At 64.3% G+C, this 21,466-nt stretch carries 19 protein-coding genes; 5 read left to right on the forward strand and 14 right to left on the reverse strand.

The features are described from left to right. The first annotated feature begins 12 nt into the window (after nt 1-12). Nucleotides 13-858, forward strand: a complete 846-nt coding sequence (locus FEF15_RS11940; RefSeq protein ID WP_163559399.1) for a carbohydrate ABC transporter permease — start codon at nt 13-15, stop codon at nt 856-858. Nucleotides 859-872: 14 nt separating this feature from the next. On the opposite strand, the gene FEF15_RS11945 is transcribed toward FEF15_RS11940, so the two are convergent. From FEF15_RS11945 to FEF15_RS11955, 3 genes are all read right to left on the reverse strand, one after another. Continuing rightward, the gene (locus tag FEF15_RS11945; protein WP_163559400.1) at nt 873-2,591 is read right to left on the reverse strand and encodes a bifunctional protein-serine/threonine kinase/phosphatase; all 1,719 of its coding nucleotides are present in this window, start codon (nt 2,589-2,591) and stop codon (nt 873-875) included. Nucleotides 2,592-2,634: 43 nt separating this feature from the next. Beyond that, on the reverse strand, nt 2,635-3,462 hold the full coding sequence (locus FEF15_RS11950; protein WP_163559401.1) for a formate/nitrite transporter family protein: 828 nt from the start codon (nt 3,460-3,462) through the stop codon (nt 2,635-2,637). 408 nt (nt 3,463-3,870) lie between these two features. Beyond that, entirely contained in the window at nt 3,871-4,776 is a 906-nt protein-coding gene (locus FEF15_RS11955) for a DMT family transporter (RefSeq protein ID WP_163559402.1), read from the reverse strand. Between the two features lie 190 nt (nt 4,777-4,966). Between FEF15_RS11955 and FEF15_RS11960 the strand changes: the two genes are divergently transcribed. Further along, nucleotides 4,967-6,607 carry a BCCT family transporter gene (locus tag FEF15_RS11960; protein ID WP_163559403.1) on the forward strand — a complete coding sequence of 547 codons (1,641 nt, stop codon included), beginning with the start codon at nt 4,967-4,969 and terminating at the stop codon, nt 6,605-6,607. Between the two features lie 106 nt (nt 6,608-6,713). Here FEF15_RS11960 and FEF15_RS11965 read toward each other — a convergent pair whose 3' ends face one another. The 4 genes from FEF15_RS11965 to glcD form a co-directional block, all read right to left on the reverse strand. Then, nucleotides 6,714-7,115 (reverse strand): heme-binding protein, encoded by a 402-nt coding sequence (locus FEF15_RS11965; protein ID WP_163559404.1) that lies wholly within the window; start codon nt 7,113-7,115, stop codon nt 6,714-6,716. A 288-nt stretch (nt 7,116-7,403) separates the two neighbouring features. Further along, nucleotides 7,404-8,636 carry a glycolate oxidase subunit GlcF gene (glcF, locus tag FEF15_RS11970; RefSeq protein WP_163559405.1) on the reverse strand — a complete coding sequence of 411 codons (1,233 nt, stop codon included), beginning with the start codon at nt 8,634-8,636 and terminating at the stop codon, nt 7,404-7,406. An 18-nt stretch (nt 8,637-8,654) separates the two neighbouring features. After that, nucleotides 8,655-9,755 (reverse strand): glycolate oxidase subunit GlcE, encoded by a 1,101-nt coding sequence (glcE, locus tag FEF15_RS11975; RefSeq protein WP_163559406.1) that lies wholly within the window; start codon nt 9,753-9,755, stop codon nt 8,655-8,657. Nucleotides 9,756-9,766: 11 nt separating this feature from the next. Beyond that, on the reverse strand, nt 9,767-11,260 hold the full coding sequence (gene glcD / locus FEF15_RS11980; RefSeq protein ID WP_163559407.1) for a glycolate oxidase subunit GlcD: 1,494 nt from the start codon (nt 11,258-11,260) through the stop codon (nt 9,767-9,769). 198 nt (nt 11,261-11,458) lie between these two features. On the opposite strand from glcD, the gene glcC reads away from it, so the two are divergent. Both glcC and FEF15_RS11990 read left to right on the forward strand, forming a co-directional pair. Then, nucleotides 11,459-12,235 carry a transcriptional regulator GlcC gene (gene glcC, locus FEF15_RS11985; RefSeq protein WP_163559408.1) on the forward strand — a complete coding sequence of 259 codons (777 nt, stop codon included), beginning with the start codon at nt 11,459-11,461 and terminating at the stop codon, nt 12,233-12,235. A 136-nt stretch (nt 12,236-12,371) separates the two neighbouring features. Then, nucleotides 12,372-13,025: a GntR family transcriptional regulator gene (locus tag FEF15_RS11990; protein WP_163559409.1), complete on the forward strand. Its 654-nt coding sequence runs from the start codon at nt 12,372-12,374 to the stop codon at nt 13,023-13,025. Between the two features lie 92 nt (nt 13,026-13,117). On the opposite strand, the gene FEF15_RS11995 is transcribed toward FEF15_RS11990, so the two are convergent. The 7 genes from FEF15_RS11995 to FEF15_RS12025 all read right to left on the reverse strand — a co-directional run bounded on the left by FEF15_RS11995 (nt 13,118) and on the right by FEF15_RS12025 (nt 20,340). Then, nucleotides 13,118-14,035 carry an amidohydrolase family protein gene (locus tag FEF15_RS11995; RefSeq protein ID WP_163559410.1) on the reverse strand — a complete coding sequence of 306 codons (918 nt, stop codon included), beginning with the start codon at nt 14,033-14,035 and terminating at the stop codon, nt 13,118-13,120. 2 nt (nt 14,036-14,037) lie between these two features. Next, complete coding sequence (locus FEF15_RS12000) at nt 14,038-14,928, reverse strand: NAD(P)-dependent oxidoreductase (protein WP_163559411.1); 891 nt, start codon at nt 14,926-14,928, stop codon at nt 14,038-14,040. A 48-nt stretch (nt 14,929-14,976) separates the two neighbouring features. After that, nucleotides 14,977-16,251 (reverse strand): TRAP transporter large permease, encoded by a 1,275-nt coding sequence (locus tag FEF15_RS12005; RefSeq protein WP_163559412.1) that lies wholly within the window; start codon nt 16,249-16,251, stop codon nt 14,977-14,979. Nucleotides 16,252-16,259: 8 nt separating this feature from the next. Beyond that, nucleotides 16,260-16,706, reverse strand: coding sequence for a TRAP transporter small permease (locus FEF15_RS12010; protein ID WP_240454150.1), 447 nt, complete (start codon nt 16,704-16,706; stop codon nt 16,260-16,262). Between the two features lie 81 nt (nt 16,707-16,787). Continuing rightward, nucleotides 16,788-17,777, reverse strand: coding sequence for a TRAP transporter substrate-binding protein (locus FEF15_RS12015; RefSeq protein WP_163559414.1), 990 nt, complete (start codon nt 17,775-17,777; stop codon nt 16,788-16,790). Between the two features lie 224 nt (nt 17,778-18,001). Next, nucleotides 18,002-19,009, reverse strand: coding sequence for a 4-hydroxythreonine-4-phosphate dehydrogenase PdxA (locus FEF15_RS12020; protein ID WP_163559415.1), 1,008 nt, complete (start codon nt 19,007-19,009; stop codon nt 18,002-18,004). A 26-nt stretch (nt 19,010-19,035) separates the two neighbouring features. Next, nucleotides 19,036-20,340 (reverse strand): L-fuconate dehydratase, encoded by a 1,305-nt coding sequence (locus FEF15_RS12025; protein WP_163559416.1) that lies wholly within the window; start codon nt 20,338-20,340, stop codon nt 19,036-19,038. 159 nt (nt 20,341-20,499) lie between these two features. On the opposite strand from FEF15_RS12025, the gene FEF15_RS12030 reads away from it, so the two are divergent. Next, entirely contained in the window at nt 20,500-21,444 is a 945-nt protein-coding gene (locus tag FEF15_RS12030; RefSeq protein ID WP_163559417.1) for a LysR family transcriptional regulator, read from the forward strand. The last annotated feature ends 22 nt before the right edge of the window (nt 21,445-21,466 follow it).

The following is a 21,466-nucleotide window of genomic DNA, read 5'->3' on the forward strand; positions in this document are numbered from 1 at the left end:
GAGGAGATGCCCATGACCGCCCCGACCGCCGCTGCCGCATCCCGCCGCTTCGCCGCGCGCCTGCCGCGGCTGGAGACCCTGGCCGCCTGGCTGCTGGCGATCGTGTGGATCTTCCCGCTGCTCTATGCCGTCTGGGCGGCGTTCCATCCGTCGGAATTCATGGTGCGCTTCGACCTGCTGGCGCCGCTGACCCTGGCCAACTTCCTGGATGCCTGGGAGCAAGCGCCCTTCGCGCGCTACTACCTCAACACCTTCCTGCTGGTCACCGGCATCGTGGCCGGCCAGTTCGTGGTGTGCACCCTGGCGGGCTTCGCCTTTGCGCGCTTCCCCATTCCCGGCAAGGACTTCCTGTTCATGCTGGTGCTGCTCCAGCTGTTCGTCTTTCCCGAGGTGCTGATCGTCGAGAACTACCGCATCGCCAGCGCCCTCGGCCTGGTCGATACCATCACCGGCATCGGGCTGCCCTACGTGGCCAGCGCCTTCGGCATCTTCCTGCTGCGCCAGACCTTCAAGACCATTCCCCGTGAACTGGAGGATGCCGCCCGCATCGAGGGCTGCGGCTGGATGGCCGTGCTGCTCAAGGTCTACGTGCCGCTGGCCAAGCCCACCTATCTCGCCTACGGCCTGGTCTCCATCAGCCACCACTGGAACAACTTCCTGTGGCCGCTGGTGGTCACCAACTCGGTGGAGAGCCGCCCGCTCACCGTGGGGTTGGGGATCTTCTCGGCGCCGGAGACCGGCGTCAACTGGGCCACCATCAGCGCCGCCACCCTGCTCAGCATCGCCCCGCTGCTGGTCGCCTTCCTGCTCTTCCAGCGCCAGTTCGTGCAGTCCTTCCTGCGCGCGGGAATTCGCTGATCCCCCCTCTGGGCTCAGCGGGCGAGCAGCGCCAGGATCACCACTGCGAGAATCGCCGAGAGCCCCTGCCAGAAGGCGACGGGGTGGCGCTCGATCAGCGGCGGGCGGGTGCGGTTGAGGTAGGTCGGGTTGGGGCGGCGCAGATCGTGGACGAATTCGGAAAGGGCCTGGTAGCGCTTCTCGGGGTGGGGGTGCAGGGCCCTGCTCAGCGTGGCATCGATCCAGGCGGGAATCGCCCGCTCCTCGTCGAGCACCGAGCGGTAGGTCAGGCGCCGCTGGTCGTCCCGGGTGCGGGTGCGGGCGACCCGGGTGCCGTAGGGGAAGCGACCCGCGAGCATCCGGTAGGTCAGCACGCCAAGGGAATAGAGGTCCGAGCGCGTGGTGCCCACCTCGCCCAGGAAGTATTCCGGCGCCATGTAGAGCGCGGTGCCCGGCAGGGGCGACGATTCCAGGGTGGTCGCCGACTCCACGATGCCGGCGATCCGCGCCGCGCCCAGGTCGATGAGGGTCACCGTGCCGGTGGCGTCGATCATGAGGTTCTCGGGGCGCAGGTCCTGGTGCAGCACCTCGCGACGATGCAGCGCCTGCAGTCCCCGGGCGACCTGCTCGACGATGCCGCGCACCGTCTCGAGGTCGGGAGCGGGGTTGTCGCGCAGCCACTGCGCCAGGGTCTGCCCCTCGAGGTACTCGGTGACGGTATAGAGGTAGTGGCGCCGGCGGTCCGGTAGTGCCGCCTTGAGCACGTGGCGACTGTTGATGCGCCGGGCGAGCCACTCCTCCATCAGCAGCCGCTCCAGGTAGCCCGGGTCGTCGCGCAGGTCGATGGAGGGCGTCTTGAGCACTACCCGGGTGCCGCTCGCCTCGTCCAGGGCGAGATAGACGTGGCTGCGGCTGCTGGCATGCAGCTCGCGCAGGATGCGGTAGCCGTCGAAGCGAGCGCGGGGCTCGAGCAGGGGCGGCAAGGGCAGCTCTTCGACCTCACGATGCAGGGGCGGGGCTGCCGTGTGCGGCAGTGCCTCGATGCGCACGAGCTGAACGCTGAGATTGTCCTCGCTGCCCTGCCGGTAGGCCTGGTCGACGATGTGCCGGGCGGCTTCGTCCAGATCGTCACGGTGCGCTGCCACGCTGTGCAGGATCGCCTCGGCGGAGAGGTGCTCGTAGACGCCGTCGGTGGCCAGCAGGAAGGTGTCGCCGATGGCGAGCGGCAGGGCGCGGTAGTCGATCTCCACCAGGGCGTCGGCCCCTAGCGCCCGGCTCAGCTGGCTCTCCGTCTGCGAGAGCCACAGCCGGTGGTCCTGAGTGAGCGGCTCGAGGCTGTCGGCGTGCAGCCGGTAGATGCGGGTGTCGCCGACGTGGAAGAGGTGGGCGGTGGTCGCCTTGATCACCAGGGCGCTGAGCGTGCACACGTAGCCCCGGTCGGGGGCGTAGCGGTGGGGACCCTGGCGGGACTGGGCGTGCAGCCAGGCGTTGGTGGCCGTCAGCACGCGCTCCACGGCGTGGCGGACCGACCAGGCCTCCGAGGTGGCGTAGTAGTCGTCGAGCAGGCTCTTGACGGCCGTCTCGCTGGCGACCTGGCTCACCGCGCTGCTGCTGATGCCGTCGGCCATGGCCAGAGCGATGCCCTGGAGGCTCAGCTGAGGCTCGCGCGGTACCCGGCAGCCGTGGAAATCCTGGTTGACGGCCTTGCGCCCCGGTGCGGAGTGCTGGCCCAGGGCGATGCGCAGTTGACTCATGGGGTGGGGCCCCGGCCGTGCCGGGGCGCTCTCCCGTGCCGGTTCAGGGGGTGACGGGGCGTACGGCGGTGCGCTTGGGCGCGGTACGCACGTGGGTGGTGTAAAGCGTCAGGCCGGTGAAGGCGATGCCGCCCACCAGGTTGCCCAGGGCGGTGGGAATCTCGTTCCAGAACAAGTAGTCCATCACCGAGAAGCCACCGCCCATCATCATCGCCGAGGGGAACAGGAACATGTTCACCACGGAGTGCTCGAAGCCCATGAAGAAGAACAGCATGATGGGCATCCACATGGCGATGACCTTGCCGCTGACGTTGGTGGAGATCATGGCGCCCACCACGCCCATGGAGACCATCCAGTTGCACAGCATGCCGCGCACGAAGATCGTCAGCCAGCCGGCCAGGCCGTAGTCGGCATAGCCCAGGGTGCGCGCCTCGCCGACGCCGGCGATCTGCTCTCCCACGGCCCCCGGCTCGGTGTTGAAGCCGTAGGTCAGGACGAAGGCCATCATCACCGCCACGGTCAGCGCCCCGGCGAAGTTGCCCACGAACACCAGGCCCCAGTTGCGCAGGATGCCGTGGACCGTCACCCCCGGGCGGCGGTCGAGCAGGGCCAGCGGGGTGAGCATGAATACCCCGGTCAGCAGGTCGAAGCCCATCAGGTAGAGCATGCAGAAGCCGACCGGGAAGAGCACGGCCCCCAGCAGGAAGGAGCCGGTCTCGACGGCCACGGTGACCGCGAAGACGGCGGCCAGGGCCAGGATGGCGCCCGCCATGAAGGCGCGGATCAGGGTGTCGCGGGTCGACATGTGCACCTTGGACTCGCCTGCGTCCACCATCTTGGTGACGAATTCCGATGGAACCAGATAAGACATGGTTGTCCTCATGCGTTGAGCCGGGTTTCGTGATGCCGGCGGGGCTCCCGGGGACGCTCCTCGACGCCCATGACACGCAAAGAAACGGCGCCCGCACGCACCTGTGGTCAGGTGAGTGAGGACGCCGTTGTCCAGCCAGGTTCGAGCGTGTCGGGGCGGCATTGCCCGGGTGACCGCCGGGGATCACCGTTGCTCCTGATTCTAGCAAGGGCCGTGCCCAACGCGGCTGTTAGCCTATAAATTCTTTTCTTTCAATTGGATAGAATTCCTAGAGACGAGGCGCCCGGTTCGTCGGTGCACGGGGCTGGTGCGCCACCGTGCTGCACGGTGAGGCACCCCGCGGCCCTCCCTGCCCCGCGGCTGTGCATCGCCGAGCGTCGATGGTCCCGAATGCGCGGCCGTGATGCCTCAACCCTCCTTGCGGGGGACGGGTCGGCGAGCGAGCGGCTGGGTCAGCGTCTGCGCCATGAGCACCCCGGCGAGTACCAGGGCACCGCCCAGGAGGTGGAAGGCGGCGAGGCGTTCACCCAGGGCGAGCATGGCGATGATGGCGCTGAACAGCGGCATCAGGTTGATGAAGATGCTGGCGCGGCTGGCGCCGATCTGGCGGATGGCGCGCATCCACAGGTAGGTGGTGACGATGGAGGCGGGAATCCCGGCGTAGAGGATCAGCCCCACGTTGCCGGCGTCCACCGGCGTCATGGGGCCGAGCAGGTAGCCGGGCAGCAGGAAGAGCACGGCGAAGCACACCTGGGCATAGAGCACCACCCAGGGCGGCAGGTCCAGCGGCCAGCGCTTGAGCATCACGCCGTAGAGCGCATAGCAGGTGGCGGCGACCACCATCAGGGCGTCGCCCCGAGCCACCGCCAGGTCAAGCAGTGAGGCCGGGTCGCCGCGCCCCAGCAGCACGGCCACGCCGGCCAGCGCCACCCCGGCGCCCAGGGTGCCCCCGAGCGTCGGTGCCTCGCGCAGGATCAGGGCGCTGAGCAGCACGGTGAGCAGCGGCACCATGGCCGCGAGAATGCCCATGTTGGTGGCCGTGGTGGTCTCGGCGGCCACGTAGGCGAGCCCCTGCCACAGGGCCATGCCCAGCAGCCCCAGCACGGCGAGCTTGGGCCATTCACGGCGGATCGTCATCCGGTGTTTCCAGGCGGCGGGCAGCAGGAAGGGCGTGAGCACGACCAGCGCCAGAAGCCAGCGCAGAAAGGCGATGCTGCTGGGGGCGATGGCCCCCACGGTAAGCTGATTGATGGTCATGTTGCCCGACCAGATCAGCACGGCGCCGAGCGGGGGCAGGAGGAAAAGCGGCGACATGGTGACCTCGAAGGTGACAGAACTCCGTGATGCTCGGGGCTCTCGAGCCTTGCCTATGACAGGGCAAATACTACGCGGCAACTGATGAGGACGCTAATGAGAGCCGCGCCGCTGGCTGTCCCTACAGGTTGTAGGCGGATGAGAAGACTCCCTACGCTGTTCTGTACCTTGTCGTGAAAGGATCTATCTCATGAGCACCCCCAACGGCCCGGCATCGCCCCCCGTGACGAGCGACATGCAGACGGATTACACCGTCGGTCAGGACAATATCGAAGGGCACCTGGGGCCCATCGGCTTCGATATCCACAACCGGGTCTTCATCATATCGGCGCTCGCGTCGGTCGTCTTCATCGTGCTCACCCTGCTGTTTCCGGAGAGGGCAGGGAGCATTTTCCAGTCCATCGTCGCCTTCTCCACCGGCACGCTGGACTGGTACTTCATGATCGTGGTGGACCTCTTCATCCTGTTCTGTGTGGCGCTCGTCGTCCTGCCCTACGGATCGGTCAGGCTGGGTGGGCCCGATGCCCGGCCGGAGCACGGCTATCTCTCCTGGTTTGCGATGCTGTTTGCTGCGGGTATCGGTATCGGCCTGCTGTTCTTCGGGGTGCTGGAGCCGGTCTACCATGCCAACGTCTCCTTGCCGCTGAGCATTGCTTCCCCTTTCGGGGAGGGCGGTGAGCTCAATCCTGCGGCCATTCCCGAGGCCAGCGCCCTAGGCATTGCCGGCACCTATCTGCACTGGGGCATCCACGGCTGGGCCGTCTATGTGGTGATGGCACTGGCGCTGTCCATTTTCACCTATAACAAGGGCCTGCCGTTCTCCATTCGGTCGGCGTTTTTCCCCATTCTGGGCGAGCGCGTCTGGGGCTGGTGGGGGCACGTGATCGACATCCTGGCGGTGTTCTCCACCCTGTTTGGACTCGCCACCACGCTTGGGCTGGGGGCCCAGCAGGCCACGGCGGGGATGAATTTCGTCTTTGGCCTGGATTTCAGCACCACCTCACAGGTCGTCATCATCCTGCTGGTGACGGCGGTGGCCCTGGTATCGGTGTGGCGCGGGCTCGAGGGCGGCGTGAAGAAGCTCTCCGAGATCAACATGGTCATGGCCGTGCTGTTCTTCTTCTTCGTGCTGTTCGCCGGTCCGACCCTGGTGGCCCTGAACGGGTTCTGGGCGGGGCTTACGACCTATGTGACGGACTTCGTCCCGTTGTCGGCCCCCTTCGGTCGTGACGACGATGCCTATCGTCAAGCCTGGACCATCTTCTACTGGGCCTGGTGGATCAGCTGGGCACCCTTCGTCGGCATGTTCATCGCCCGGGTGTCGCGGGGGCGCACCATCCGGGAATTCGTGATCTGTGTGCTGTTGATTCCCAGCCTGTTCATCTTCATCTGGATGGGCGTCTTTGGGGGTATCGCTCTGGATCAGCTCTATGCCGACCCTGCGGGCAGCCTGGTCAAGGAGTACGTGATCGACAATTACAGCCCCGAACTGTCGCTGTTCGGCATGCTGAACGAATTGCCCCTGACCGGCCTGATGTCGACCCTCGGCATCATCCTGGCGCTGATCTTCTTCGTCACCTCGTCGGATTCCGGCTCCCTGGTGATCGATACCATCACGGCCGGAGGCAAGATCGATGCGCCCCGGCCTCAGCGCATGTTCTGGGCCATGGTGGAGGGGTTGATTGCCATCGTGCTGCTGCTCGGCGGCGGGCTGTCGGCGCTTCAGGCCGGGGTGACGGCGACGGCGATTCCGTTTTCCGTGGTGATGCTGATGATGTGCTACAGCATCATCAAGGCGCTGAATGGCGAGCTGCGCCACAGGCCTGCTTGAAGCACATTCAATGAGGCGCTGTGGCGTCGAAGGGAATGTGGCGTCGAAGAGGAGAAGCGGAGCCGCCCGCGGCCCGGGGATGGGCCGGGGCGGAGAGCGGCAGGGCTCAGGCCACCGCGGCAATACCCGCCTTGGCGACCTGCACGTCCTGGTCGGGCTTCACGCCGGAGACGCCCACGGTGCCTGCCATCTGGCCCTTGACCAGCACCGGCACGCCGCCGGCGAGCAGGCCCTGCAGGGGGACGGAGAGGAAGGCGTCGCGGCCGCCATTGATCATCTCCTCGAACTGCTGGGTCTCGCGGGCGCCGAGGGCGGCGCTGCGCGCCTTCTCGCTGGCGATGCCGGGGGTCATGGCTGGGGCGCCGTCTAGGCGACGCAGGCCGAGCAGGTGGCCGCCGTCGTCGGCCACGGCAATGGTCACCTTCCAGCCGTTGGCCTCGGCTTCCTGCTGGGCGGCGTCGAGAATGGCGTTGACCTCGGCAAGGGTCAGGACGGGTTTGGTGTTCATCAGGGACTCCTGGTTGGATGATGCGATTGGCTATGAGCAGAGCCGTCGCAGAGGGTGGCGCCATCACCGGGGCTGTACCGGCGACAGGTCTGCGAGGAGGCGCTGTGACCCCTTCCCTGGGCGCTACCTTCGCCATCCCTGGCGAAGGACCTCCTCTTCGACCTGTCCCCGGCGCCCCTCAAGTTGGCAATAAAGCCTCGTCGACGATCTCGATCCAGTGCCGAACCGGGGTGCGGCCGGCGTTGGCCAGGTGGGGCTGGCAGCTGAATGCATGAGCGCGGTGACGATTCATGTCAGCGCCTCATCGACAATCTCGATCCAGTGGCGTACCGGGGTGCGGCCGGCGCTGGCTAGGTGGGTCTGGCAGCCGATGTTGGCGGTGACGATCACCTCGGGCTGGCCCGCCTCCAGGTTGTCGAGCTTGTTGTCGCGCAGTTGGGTGGCGAGCTCGGGCTGGGTGATGGAGTAGGTGCCAGCCGAACCGCAGCACAAGTGGGCATCGGCGACCGGCGTCAGCGTGAAGCCGAGCTTTCTCAGCACGCCGTCCACGGCGCCGCTGAGCTGCTGGGCGTGCTGCAGGGTGCAGGGGCAGTGGAAGGCGAGCTTGCGATCCGCCTTGACCTCGAGTGCCCCGAGTTCCTCGTCGCGCAGCACCTCGACCAGGTCCTTGGCCAGAGCGCTGACGCGTTCGGCCTTCTCGGCGTAGGCCGGGTCGTCGGCGAGGATGTCGCGGTACTCCTTGACGAAGGCGCCGCAGCCGCTCGCCGTCTGCACGATGGCTTCGGCCCCGACCTCGATGTGTGGCCACCAGGCGTCGATGTTGGCCCTGGCCCGTGCCCGGCCGTCCTCCTGGGCGTTCAAGTGGAAGTCGATGGCCCCGCAGCAACCCGCCTCTTTGACCGGCGTGAGGCCGATGCCCAGACGGTCGAGCACCCGCGCCGTGGCGGCGTTGGTGTTGGGCGAGAGCCCCGGCTGGACGCAGCCCTCGAGGATCAACATCTGCCGGGCGTGGCGCTGATGGTCGGGGCGGCTGCCGGCATCCACCGGGGCCGGCGGCAGCTTGTCCTTGAGCGGGCCCGGCACCAGCGGCTTGAAGGTCAGGCCCAGCTTGAGCAGCGCCTGGAAGCGCCGGGGCTCCACCAGCGCCTTGCGCAGCCCAAGGCGCAGCGCGCGTTCGCTGGCCTTCCTCGGCACGCGGCGTTCGATCTCGGCGCGGCCGATGTCGAGCAGCTTGTGATACTCCACGCCCGAGGGGCAGGTGGTCTCGCAGTTGCGGCAGGTGAGGCAGCGGTCCAGGTGCAGCCGGGTCTGTTCGGTGATCAGGCCGTCGTCGTCGGGATTCTCGAGCATCTGCTTCATCAGGTAGATGCGCCCGCGCGGCCCGTCGCGCTCGTCGCCCAGCAGTTGGTAGGTGGGGCAGGTGGCGTTGCAGAAGCCGCAGTGCACGCAGCTGCGCAGCACGCGGTCGGCCTCGCGGATGTGCGGCTGCTTGAGGGCTTCCTCGGTGAAGTGCGTCTGCATGTCAGCTTCTCGTCAATCTCAGAGGTCGGCGTAGAGTCGGCCGGGGTTGAAGATGCCGTGCGGGTCGAGTTCGGCCTTGAGGTTGCGGTGGTACTTCATCAGCACCGCGGGCAAGGGCGAGAAGGGCTCGACGCCGGCCGGGCGGGGGCCGTGGCAGGTGGCGTGGCCGCCGGCCTCACGGCACGCCTCGCGCAGCGCCTCGGGGTCGAGCTCGGCGCGCAGCCAGCGCTGGGCGCCGGCCCAGTCATGGAGCATGGCCGTGTCGTCGATCTGTGCCAACCCCAGGTCGGGAGCGCGATGCGGCAGCGAGAGGCGCCACAGCGGCCGGGCATCGTCGGCGGAAAAGAAGGGCAGCGCGAGATCGCGCAGCCTCTCCCACCAGGCGTTGTCCAGGTCGTCGCCGCCGATGCGCTCACGGGTGGCGGCCACCGAGCTGGGGCCGCCTTCGAGACGCAGGTGCAATGCGCCGTCGAGCCAGGCGGCGGCGCTGATCGGCAGCGGCTCGCGACCCCACTCGGCGAGGCGTGTGCGGGCATCGACCAGCGGCAGCTCCAGGCGCAGGCTCTGGGTGGTGAGCGGGCGCGGGATCACCTTCAGCGATACCTCGCCGATCACGCCCAGAGAGCCCTGGGCGCCGACCATCAGCCGCGACAGGTCGTAGCCGGCGACGTTCTTCATCACCTGGCCGCCGAAGCGCTGCTCGACGCCCTCGTGGTTGATCAGGCGGATGCCGAGCACGAAGTCGCGCACCGCACCGGCCCAGGGACGCCGCGGCCCGGAGAGGCCGGTGGCGATCATGCCGCCCACGGTGCTGGCCGCGCCGAAGCGCGGCGGCTCGAAGCCGAGCATCTGGCCGTGCTCGGCCAGTGCCGCTTCCAGTTCGGTGAGCGGCGTGCCGGCGCGCACCGAGACCACCAGCTCCACCGGGTCGTAGAAGGTGATGCCGCGGTGCTCGGCGGTGGAGAGCGTCGCGCCTTCTACTTCACGACCATAGAAGGCGCGGGTGTCGCCGCCGACGATACGCAGCGGGGTGCGCTCGGCGGCGGCCTGGCGAATGCGCTCGCCAAGCGCGGCGCTGGCGTCCTGGCCGGGATAGTCGGTGGGTGCGGTGCTTGCCATGGGCGCTCCTGTCAGCCTTGCTCGCTGGTGGCGGGGGCGTCCGCCGCCTGCTTGATGGTCTTGAACTCCGAACAGCGCGCCGGGGTGGGAATGTTCTTGCCCGGGTTGAGCAGCTCGGTCGAGTCGAAGGCGGCCTTGGCGGCGCGGAAGGTGGCCAGTTCGTCGGGACGGAACTGGGCGCACATCTGGTTGATCTTCTCGCGGCCCACGCCGTGTTCGCCGGTGATGGTGCCGCCGACTCTCACGCACAGTTCGAGGATCTCGCCGCCCAGCGCTTCGGCGACGTCGAGCTCGCCCTCGCGGTTGGCGTCGAAGAGGATCAGCGGATGCATGTTGCCGTCGCCGGCGTGGAAGACGTTGGCCACGCGCAGCCCGTAGCGCTCGGAGAGCTCGGCGATGCCGGTGAGCACGCGCGGCAGGGCGCGGCGCGGGATGGTGCCGTCCATGCAGTAGTAGTCCGGCGACATGCGGCCCACCGCCGGGAAGGCGTTCTTGCGCCCCGCCCAGAACAGCGCCCGCTCCGCCTCGTCGCGCGCCTGGCGCACCTCGGTGGCACCGGCGGCCTCGAGCACCCGGCGCACCCGCGCGCAGTCGTCGTCGACGTCGGCCTCCACGCCGTCGAGCTCGCACAGCAGGATCGCCTCGGCGCCCACCGGGTAGCCGGCCTTGACGAAATCCTCGGCGGCCTGGATGGCCAGCTTGTCCATCATCTCCAGCCCGCCGGGGATGATGCCCGCCTCGATGATGTCACCCACCGCCAGGCCGGCCTTCTCCACGTCGTCGAAGCTCGCCATCAGCACCTTGGCGCTCTCCGGCTTGGGCAGCAGCTTGACGGTGATCTCGGTGACCACGCCGAGCATGCCTTCGGAGCCGGTGAACAGCGCCAGGAGGTCGAAGCCGGGGGCGTCCAGGGCGTCGCTGCCCAGCGTCAGCGTCTCGCCCTCGATGGTCAGCACCTCGGCCTTGATGACGTTGTGCACGGTGAGGCCGTACTTGAGGCAGTGCACGCCGCCGGCGTTCTCGGCGACGTTGCCGCCGATGGAACAGGCGATCTGCGACGAGGGGTCCGGGGCGTAGTAGAGGCCGTAGGGGGCGGCCGCCTCGGAGATGGCGAGGTTGCGCACCCCGGGCTCGACGCGAGCGGTGCGCGCCTCGGGGTCGATCTCGAGGATGCGCGCGAAGCGCGAGAGCACCAGCAGCACGCCCTGCTCCAGCGGCAGGCAGCCGGCGGACAGACCGGTGCCGGCGCCACGCGTCACCACCGGCACGCCCAGCGCATGGCAGCGGGCGAGCAGGGTGCGCACCTGGTCGAGGGTGTCGGGCAGGGCCACCAGCATGGGCAGGGTGCGGTAGACCGAGAGGCCGTCGCACTCGAAGGGGCGCATGTCCTCCTCGCGGTCGAGCAGGGTCATGTCGGGCAGGTGGCGGGTCAGGTCGTCCCGCACCGCGTCCCGATCCCGGCTCGGCAGGGGGCCATCGAGCTGTTCGTCGTAGAGGATGTTCATCAAGCGCCTCACTGCAAGTCTTGGCGGCAGGGTTGTCTTTGTACAGGGGCCTAATTTGCGCCCGGTAGGCTATCTTGTCCAGTCTGCGGTACACTGGTATTACCAGTTATGCTGGGCGTCTTGGAAATAATTTTCATGATATACCATGGCGCAATCATTCGGCGGATACAAGCCGCTGCATCGCGCCCCGAGGAGCCCATGCTTGAGGATAGTGAACAGCTATTGCCGTCGCGTACGCCCGATGCGGTGGCGGCCCGCCTGGAGCGGCTGATTCTCGATGGCGTGTTTCGCCCCGGGCAGTTGTTGCCTTCGGAGCGACGCCTGTGCGAGCGCCTCGGCGTTTCGCGGACCTCGCTGCGCGAAGGCCTGCGGGTGCTTCGCAGCAAGGGCGTCATCGTCACCCGCCAAGGGCGTGGGTCGGCGGTGGCGGCACTGGTGCCGGATCACAACGATAGCCCGTTGATGCACCTGTTCCGCGATCATCCGCGTACCTTGTTCGACCTGCTGGAAGTGCGTGCGCTGCTCGAGGGCGAGTCGGCGAGGCTCGCGGCCGAGCGTGCCACGCCAGCCGACCGGGTCCTGATCCAGCGCCGCTACGAGGCCATGGCGGAGTATGTAGAGGTTCGCGAGAACATCGATGTGGAGCGACTGGCTCACCTGGATCACGCCTTTCACCTCGCCATCTGCCATGCCTCCCACAACCCGGTGCTGGTGCACACACTGCAGTCGCTGACGGACCTGCTGTTGAGTTCGGTGTTCGCCTCGGTAAAGAACCTCTATCACCGCGAGGTACCACGGCAGATGATCAACCGTCAGCATGCCCGGCTCTACCGGGCGGTGATGGAAGGCAAGCCTAAGGCGGCCCGCCGCGCCGCGCTCGATCACCTGTCCGGGATCGAGGCGCAACTGCGCGAGATCGAAGCCGAGAACGAGCGCCTGCAACGCTCGGCCATGCGGCTGGAGAGGTGGGAATAAGCCCGGTATCCGAGATGGGCGGCTTGACCGCAAGGTCTTCTGAATTCATAATTAAGGTTTAAGGGTTCCACTGTATGGCGCAATTGCCCGCGATATCTTTCGAATCGAGCCTTGCGCAAGGTCGGGATGATTCCTCATGGATAAAATCAGGCAGAACACCCTGCACGGTGAGGTCGCCGAGCGGATTCGCGACCTGATCGCGCAGGGGGCGCTGGCGCCCGGTAGCCGCGTTCCTGAAAAACAATTGTGCGAGCAATTCGGGGTGTCCCGGACGCCTCTCAGAGAGGCCCTCAAGGTCTTGGCCTATGAAGGCTTTGTCGAGCTCTTGCCGAATCGTGGCGCACGAGTTGCCAAATTAACCAAGGCAACGCTCAAGAGTACCTTCGAGGTCATGCAAAGCCTCGAGGCGCTGGCGGGCGAACTGGCTGGGCAGCGAATCACCGAGGCGGAACTGGCCAACATCGAGGCGCTCCATTACCAGATGCTGTCACACTACAAGCGTGGCAACATGCAGGAGTACCTGTTGGCGAACCAGCAGATTCACGAAGCCATCGTGGTGGCCTCCCAGAACGACGTGCTTATCGACGTCTACAAGAATCTGAACCATCGCGTGCGACGGGTGCGGTTCACCGCCGAGCTGAGCAACGACTACTGGTCCCAGGCGGTCAGTGAGCACGAATCCATGGTCGAGGCGCTACGGGCCCGCGACGGCGCTGCCCTCGGGGGGATTCTCAGCCGTCACCTGCGCAACAAGGTGGAAATGTCGGCGCTGGAGGAAATGGCCGAATAGCCCCATGTCCCTGCCGGTCGCGCCGCGATCGACAAGGCCCCCAGCGACGGGCGGTGCGCCCTGCACGGCGCGCCGCCGCCTTGGTCATGGGCTCAGCCGGCTGCGGGGAGGTCGATGCGGTAGAAGTGTCGGGCATTGTCGTGGAATAGCCGGAGTCGTTCTGCCTGACTGAACGCCTCGGTAATCGCCAGGAAGCCCTCGTAGAGGGTTTCGAAGGTGGCGACCAGGCTGTCCACCGGGAAGTTGCTGGCGAACATGCAGCGTTCCACCCCGAAGCAGTCGATGGTTTCGAGCACCACCCGACGATTGCCCTCCGCCGTCCAGGCGATCCCGGGCACACCGATTCCTGAGATTTTCACTGCCACGTTGGGGGCGGTGGCCAGGTGCTCCATGGCCTGCCGCCACGCCGACAGCCCAGCCTCGCTGCGATCCGCCGGCAGACCGGTGTGGTTGACGATGATCTGTGTCTGTGGATAGGCGGCGGCGAGTTCGACTGCCTCTGCGAAGTGCCACCAAGGGGTTTGTAGGTCGAAGGAGAGGCCATGCTCGGCCAGCCGGGAGAAACCGCGACGCCAGACCGGGTCCCCCATGGAGCCCGGAATGCCGGGCTCCACTTCGGCAGGCGAGGCCGCCGCTCGCGGCTTGTGGCGGATGCCGCGGACCCGCGGAAAGGTGGCGTGCGCAGCGAGCAGCTCGTCCACATCCGGCCGGTCGAGACGCGCCTGGGCGACCATCACCGTAGGCAGGTCCTCGCGGTCGGCGAGCTCATGGACCCAGCAAGTCTCATCCAAGGGGGTGCGGGGATCCCATTCGGTCTCCACGAACACCGAACCCACTACCCGGAAGTTAGCGGTGTCACGACGATAATCCGCCGGCAGGTAGTTGTGTCGAATGGCGCGGTAATCCCCATAACGAAACGGAATCAGCGGCTCGTCGCATAACCAAGGAATATAGTTGCGCTCGAGATCCCAGAAGTGCTGATGGGCATCGATGATCGGCAGTGAGGGCATGCTCATTTCTCCTGGGTAATCCCTTCCATCAGCGAGACGATGGCCGCGCCATCCAGCTCCCCCTTGCCCTGGGCGACCAGCATGCTGTAAAGCGAGTTGGCGGTGCCGGCCATGGGCATGGGCACATTCAGTGCATTGGAGGCATCCTGCAGCATGTGCAGGTCCTTGAGAATTTGGCGGGCGTAGCCACGCGGTTCGAAGTCGTTCTCGACCATGCGGGGCAAGAGGTCGTTGAGCAGATTGCTGCCGGCATAGCCCGAAGAGAGGGCGTCGGGGATCTTGCTGACATCGATGCCGAAACGGTTGCCGAGGTTACAGGCTTCGGCGATCACGCAGTAGTTGGAGAGCACCAGTGCCTGGTTGATCAGCTTGGTGGCTTGTCCGGCCCCGACCTCGCCCATGTGCGTAAATTGTCCCAAGGTGGTCATCAAGGGTTGGATAGCATCGATGGCGGCCTGGTCTCCACCGGCCATGATGGCCAGGCGTCCCTCGGCAGCGGCGCCGGGGCCGCCGGATACCGGGGCGTCGACGAATTGCATGCCGGTCCGCTCCCGCAGGGCCCATGCTAGGCGTTTGGTGGTCTCGAGTTCTGTCGTGGAGTGGTCGACCACGATCTTGCCCTGGCCTTGGGTCACCTCGGCGATGCCACCTTCACCAAGGATGACCGCCTCCACGGCAGCCGTGGAGATCACGCACACCTGGATGATCTCGGCACGCTCGGCGACCTTGGCCGGTGACTCGGCAATGTCGACACCCCTGGCCTTGGCGGCCTGGCAGCCGGTGTCGTCGATGTCGTAGGCGATGACAGAATAGCCATTTTCGACGAGTCGAGATGTGAAGCCGGCACCCATCTTACCAAGGCCGATGAATCCGATAATTGGCTTGCTTGTCATTGTACTACTCCTTTATGCCAGTACAGCCACTGGTTGAGGCTATGCGGCTTAGCGCAGGAAGCCTGGCAGCCACAGCACTAGATCAGTTGAGAATGTAATGATGGCGAGAGTGATCAGCAGGGGGATGTAGAAAGGCATCAGCGCCTTAAGGAGCTGACGCAGTGAAACCTGGGCGATCGATGATACGAGGAACAAGGACAGGCCCATTGGTGGGGTCAGCAACCCGATCATCAGGTTGAAGATGGCAACGATGCCCAGGTGCACCGGGTCGACGCCTGCCAGAACCATGGGGGGCGCCACGATAGGCACGATCAACAGGGTCGCAGTGGTCGAGTCGAGAAAGATGCCGGCGATAAAGAAAATCAGGTTGGCGATGAGCAGCAGCATGAGCGGATCTTGGGATATCTGCAGTATGAATGCAGCAAACTGCTGGGGAATCTGCTCGACGGACAAGATCCAACCAAACATCGAGGCCGCGGCCACGATGATCAGTATTGCACTTGTTGTCTTCAGCGTGGCCATCATCGACCTTATCAAGTGCGACCAAGTCAGTTCCCTGTAGAAAAGAGAGCTGACCAACAACACATAGGCAGCAGTGACAGCCGCGGCTTCCGTTGGGGTAAACAAGCCCAATAGCATGCCCGAGATCATTAACGCGGGGGCCAGAAGCGCCGGCAAGGCGGGCATGAACGACCGATACAGCTCCCTGGCCGTGGGCAGTCTCAGGGCGCGAGGCATGTCGTGCTTGATGGCAAGAAGTGCCGCGGTGATCATGAGCAGCGCCGTGCAGATCAAGGCCGGAACGATCCCGGCGAGAAGAAGCTGCACTATGGAGACGCTCGTGACGGACCCATAGACTATCAATGGAATGCTGGGGGGGAATATCGGACCCACGACGGCCGATGAAGCCGTGACTGCAGCGGAGAAGGGAGCACCGTACCCCCGTTTCTTCATGGCTTCGATTTCTATCTTGCCCAACCCGCCCACATCGGCAAGGGATGCACCTGACATGCCTGAGAATATCAGGCTCGAGAAGATGTTGACCTGAGCCAGTCCGCCCGGGGCTCTGCCAACCAGTGTATTGGCAAAATGGAATATCCTGTCGGTGATGCCGGACTGGTTCATCAAATTCCCGACAAAGATGAAGATTGGCACGGCAACCAATGGAAAACTGTCGAGAGAATATGTGATGCGCTGACCGAGAAGCCCTACCGGAAACCCTTCGATGAGAACATAGACCACGGAAGGGATGAGAATGGCATAAACTACAGGGAATCCGAGCAAGAAGAATGCTAAGAAACAAGCCAGTATCATAAAGCCCATTATTTTTCCTATATACCGATGCTGTGTTTAGGGCGAGGAGACTTTAATCCCTGACGAAAATGCATGAAGGCTGCTCCGGCGAAACCTAGGAAAGTGGTGCTGAAGAAGATCCAGTAGGGAATCTTCAGGACGGGGGTTGCCTTGTTGAGATTCGCCAGCACTGTGATGAATGCAGCATATGCAATGAACAGGCATGCAATGATGGACAGCAGGGCGATGATCTTGTAGAGCGGTACCTTGAACTTGCTTGGCAACGTCTCTCGTAGCTCAGCCATCTCAATGTTTTCACCATTCGATATGGCTAGCGGGTAAGAGGAGAAAACCAGGCAAATGAGCAAGAAACGAGTGAGTTCTCCCGCTCCAGGAATGGAGAACCCGAATACGGAGCGAGTGATGACCTGCATGAAAGGAATAAATATCATTCCTGCCAGCAAGGCTAGGCAGAAAATTTCCAATAGTCTTTTCCCAGTTCTCATGCTTGCGACCCTATGTAGTAGGTAGTGGCAGCAAGGGCAACTGCCCTTGCTGCCAAACTATTACTCTATTTTCGAGATTTGTTCGATATAGGGTTCAAAGTTGGGATAGTCTTCGTTGATTTGCGCTAGGACTTGGTCACGGAAGGCATCCAGATCGAGGCCATTCTCCTCCGTGATGAAGGTCATGCCCTTTTCCGTCAGCTCATCGACGAGGCGAGCCTCGCGCTCTTGTGCCCATTGGAGGGATTCCTGGGCTTTCTCCTCGAGTATCCGTGTAATGGTTTCCTGATGACCCTCGTCCAGGGACTGCCATGTGTCCTCGTTGATGAACACGGCCAGTATGGAGTGCATATGCCCGGTCATTGATACATGCGACTGCACTTCATAAAGGCTGTTGGACATGAGCATGGTCAGCGGGTTTTCCTGACCAACCACGAGCCCGGTCATCAATGAGGTCGGAAGTTCAGAGACTTCAACGGGAGTCGGGTCGGCACCGAACCCATTGACCATGGAAATCCATATGTCGAGCGGTACGGCGCGGAAGGGCTTGCCTTCCAGGTCGGCGGGGGAGTGAACGGGGAAGTTGGCGGTAATGTGCCGTGCCCCGCGGTACATGCGGCCGATGATGCGCATGTCGCCCTCTTCAATGAGCCGCTCGTTCATTTCGCTGACGACGGGTGACTGGGGGTCGGTAGCTTTCAATGCATGTTCTTTATCACGATAAATGAAGGGAGCATTGAATACTGCTATATCGGGGACGATCTGGGCGAGCGAGGCAAACTCGTGATGTGCCAGTGAGATTGAGCCAAGGGACACACCGTCGACCATTTCGGCGACACCACCCAACTGGCTTGCCGGGAATAGGTCGATCGTTATCTCACCGTTGGTGGCTTCCTCGATGGCGGCCGATGCTTCAGACGCATAGCGTGTCTGCGAATCGCCTTCCGAACCGACATGGGCATAGCGCAGTGTTTCGGCTGATACCGAGGCAGCGGTGAAGCTAACGGCTAAAGTGGCAATTGTCAGAGCGAGCTTTTTCTTGAAAAACATCTTGTACCTCTCTTTTGTTGACGTGCCGTGAAGGCTGATTTTGTTGTCGTTCGTCTCTGAGCAATGTCATGCGCAGAGTGTGCTGCGGATAGGCGTTTGTATTTCCATCGTCCCTGGGTGATCATTCCTGCTGGAATCGAAGGATATCGGACTCCTCTTACACTACATCATTATGAACACATAATTCATTTTTGCGTGTTGCACTTTCGTCGCATATCGACGGGCTAGCGACTGACATGATGTAGACCCATTCGGCAGGCGATATCGAAAGCGTGGTGCATGGCTTCGACCTTGGCCTTTCCTTGTCCTGCGATATCGAAGGCGGTGCCATGGGCCGGGGTGGTGATGGGGATCGGTAGCCCGCCCTGGACTGTGACGCCGCGTTCGAAGCCCATCAACTTCAAGGCGATCTGCCCCTGGTCGTGATACATGGTCACGATGCCGTCGAATTCGCCGTCCCGGGCTCGCCGAAAGATGGTGTCGGCGGGGAAGGGCCCTTGGGCTGGGTAGCCGGCGTCGCGGCATGCATCGATCGCCGGTGCAATGATGTCGATTTCCTCGCGGCCACAGGTCCCCCCTTCGCCGGCGTGAGGGTTCAGTGCCGCCACCCCGATACGGGGGCGCTCGATGCCGGCGGCAATCAACGCTTCATGAATCAACCGGGTGGCACTGAGAATGCGTTCAGGCGTTACATAGGAAGCCGCCTCGGCAAGCGGGATATGCGAGGAGATGCGCGACGTCCAGAGGTTGCCCAGGGTGTTGAATTCACAGACCGGGGTCTCGACCTTCAGGTGGTCGACGAAGAAGTGGAGTTCGTCCTCGTGCTTCAGTCCGCCCTGTTTCATGGAGAGCTTGTTGAGCGGGGCGAAGCAGATCGCATCGACATGACCATCACTGGCGCCATCCATGCACTGCGCCAGCACGTCGAGTACCGAGGCGCCACAGATCCCACTGACACGGGCGTATTCGACCTCCTCCGGCTTGATGGTCGATGTCGGCAGCAGCACCGGGCCTGCCTGGTCGCGTGCCTCGGCAAGGCTTGCGATTTCCGGTAGCTCATGGCGGACGCCGGCCACCCGCTGACCTTCCTCCCACAGCCAGCGGTCGCCCACGATCACGATGCCGGCCTGATCCACCGCGTCGCTCTGGGCCAACAGCCTGGCGATCAGTTCCGGGCCGATGCCGGCCGGGTCGCCGAGGGTCAGGGCGATACAGGGCTGTGTTTGGGACATATGACGAATCTCCTCAGTGGTTGAGTTCACGTTTCCTGCCAGGCCTGGCCGTCCGGATAGACATGGCTGGACAGCGACTCCGGGTGCATGGTGATGCTGTAGCCGGGCGCCTTGGGCACCTGGTAGCGGCCATTGCGTATCACCACGGGGTTTGCGAAATGCTCGTGCAGGTGGTCGACGTATTCGAGGATGCGCCCCTCGAGCGATCCCGAGACGGCGATGTAGTCGAACATCGAGATATGCTGGACGTACTCGCAGAGACCGACGCCGCCTGCATGGGGGCAGACCGGTACGCCGAACTTGGCGGCCATCAGCAGCACCACGATGACCTCGTTGAGCCCGCCCAGGCGAGCCGCATCGACCTGGCAATAGTCGATGGCGCCGGCCTGCAGCAGCTGCTTGAACATCACCCGGTTGTGGCAATGCTCGCCGGTGGCCACGCCGATCGGCCCGAGGCGCTGGCGGATCAAGGCATGCCCCAGGATGTCGTCGGGGCTGGTCGGCTCCTCGATCCACATGGGGTCGAATTCCGCCAGCCGGCGCATGTTGGCTACCGCTTCGTCGACATCCCACATCTGGTTGGCGTCCATCATCAGCGGATGCTCCCAGCCAATCTCCTCCCTGAGAATCTGGGCGCGCCGGCAGTCCTCGGCGAGATCGCCGCCCACTTTCTGCTTGAAGTGGGTCCAGCCCTCCGCCAGGGCTTCGCGGGCCAGACGTCGTACCTTGTCATCGGGGTAACCGAGCCAGCCGGCCGAGGTGGTGTAGGCAGGGTAGCCATCTTCGCGCATTTCCTGTTCGCGGCTGGCCTTGCCTGCGGCATTGCGGCGGAGAATGGCCAGGGCTTCCTGCGGGGTCAGCGCATCACTGACGAAGCGGAAATCGAGACAGCTGACCAGTTGCTCGGGCGACATGTCGACGAGCAGCTTCCATACCGGCTTCTGCTCCGACTTCGCCCAAAGGTCCCAGATGGCATTGACGATGGCGGCGGTGGCTAGATGAATGGCGCCCTTCTCGGGGCCGGTCCAGCGAAGTTGACTGTCGCTGGTGGTCAGGTGTCGCCAGAAGGTCCCCATGTCGGAGGTGATCTCCTCGAGGCTGCGGCCCTCGACCAGGTAAGCGAGTGACTCCACCGCCTTGACGCAGATTTCGTTGCCACGCCCGATCGTGAAGGTGAGTCCATGCCCCACGAGCCCATCAGCGGCGTCAGTGTGCAGGGTGACATAGGTGGCCGAATAGTCCGGCGCGGCATTCATCGCATCGGAGCCATCCAGGGACCTGGAGGTGGGGAATCGGATGTCCTGAACGTCCAGATGGGTAATCACGGTCATCGGCAGTGCTTCCTTGGTGTGGGTATGACTGGCTCCAGCCTAGTCCCGCCAGGCAATAACCTTCCAATCGAAAATTGTCTGATGTCGATCACCTGTGGTTATCATGTGGCGTATCGACATGACGTCGCTTCGGGTCTAATGCGGTGGTCGGGGAACTCCATGGACAAGCTGACATCCGCCAGCCTTAACAGCTGGTTGCGTTTCAAGCATCTGCAGTTGCTGGTGAATCTCGAGCAGAGTCGCAACATGCACACGGCCGCCAGGCAGATGAACCTCAGCCAACCGGCGGCGAGCAAGATGCTGCGCGATCTGGAGTCCTATTTCGGCTTCTCGATCTTCGAACGCCAGCCGCGCGCCATGGTCACGACCGACCTCGGAAAGGCCGTGGTGAGACACGCGGAGCGCCTGTTGAACGAGGCCCAGCGGCTGGTCGATGACGTTCAGGTCCTGCGCGAGGGCGGATACGGCCATCTGGTGATCGGGGCGATTCCCGCCGCGGCCCCCGAGATTCTTCCCGCTGCTATCGCGGCGCTCAAGCAGCGGCGCCCCCGGCTTTCGGTGAGTATCGACGAGCAGAGCAGCGACCGCCTGCTCCTGGCGCTCGAGTACAAGCGCCTGGACCTGGTGATCGGCCGCTTGACGCACGTCAGCCAGCACAATCTGTTCGACTTCGAGCCGCTTCTCGAGGAGCCGCTGCGAGTCGTTGCGCGTCGCGATCACCCGCTGGCGACGATCGATGACGTGGCACTCGATGGGCTGAGCGACTGGCCATGGATTCTGCATCCGCTGACCAGCCCCATGCGTGGGGTCTTCGAGGAGGCCTTAGCCGATGCCGGCATCCCGTCGCCCGCCGATACCGTCGAGACCACCTCGACCCAGTCCATCCTGCAACTGCTGCTGGCCTCCGACATGCTGGCCATCCTGCCGCGCTCGGTGTTGCGCCGGCCGCTGGCCAGCGGCCAGTACGTCACGCTACCGATCAGCGTCGGCAAGCCCTTGGATTACTACGGGATCATCACGCGCAAGCATGAACCCTTCTCGCCGGCGGTGGCCGAGTTGGTCGACGAGTTGAGACAGCAAGTCCAACTGGCGGCGATGCTGTGAGCGTGGCCGGTTTCCGCTGCAT

The organism is Halomonas sp. NO4 (assembly GCF_010994375.1).
In the GTDB taxonomy this organism is placed as follows: domain Bacteria; phylum Pseudomonadota; class Gammaproteobacteria; order Pseudomonadales; family Halomonadaceae; genus Halomonas.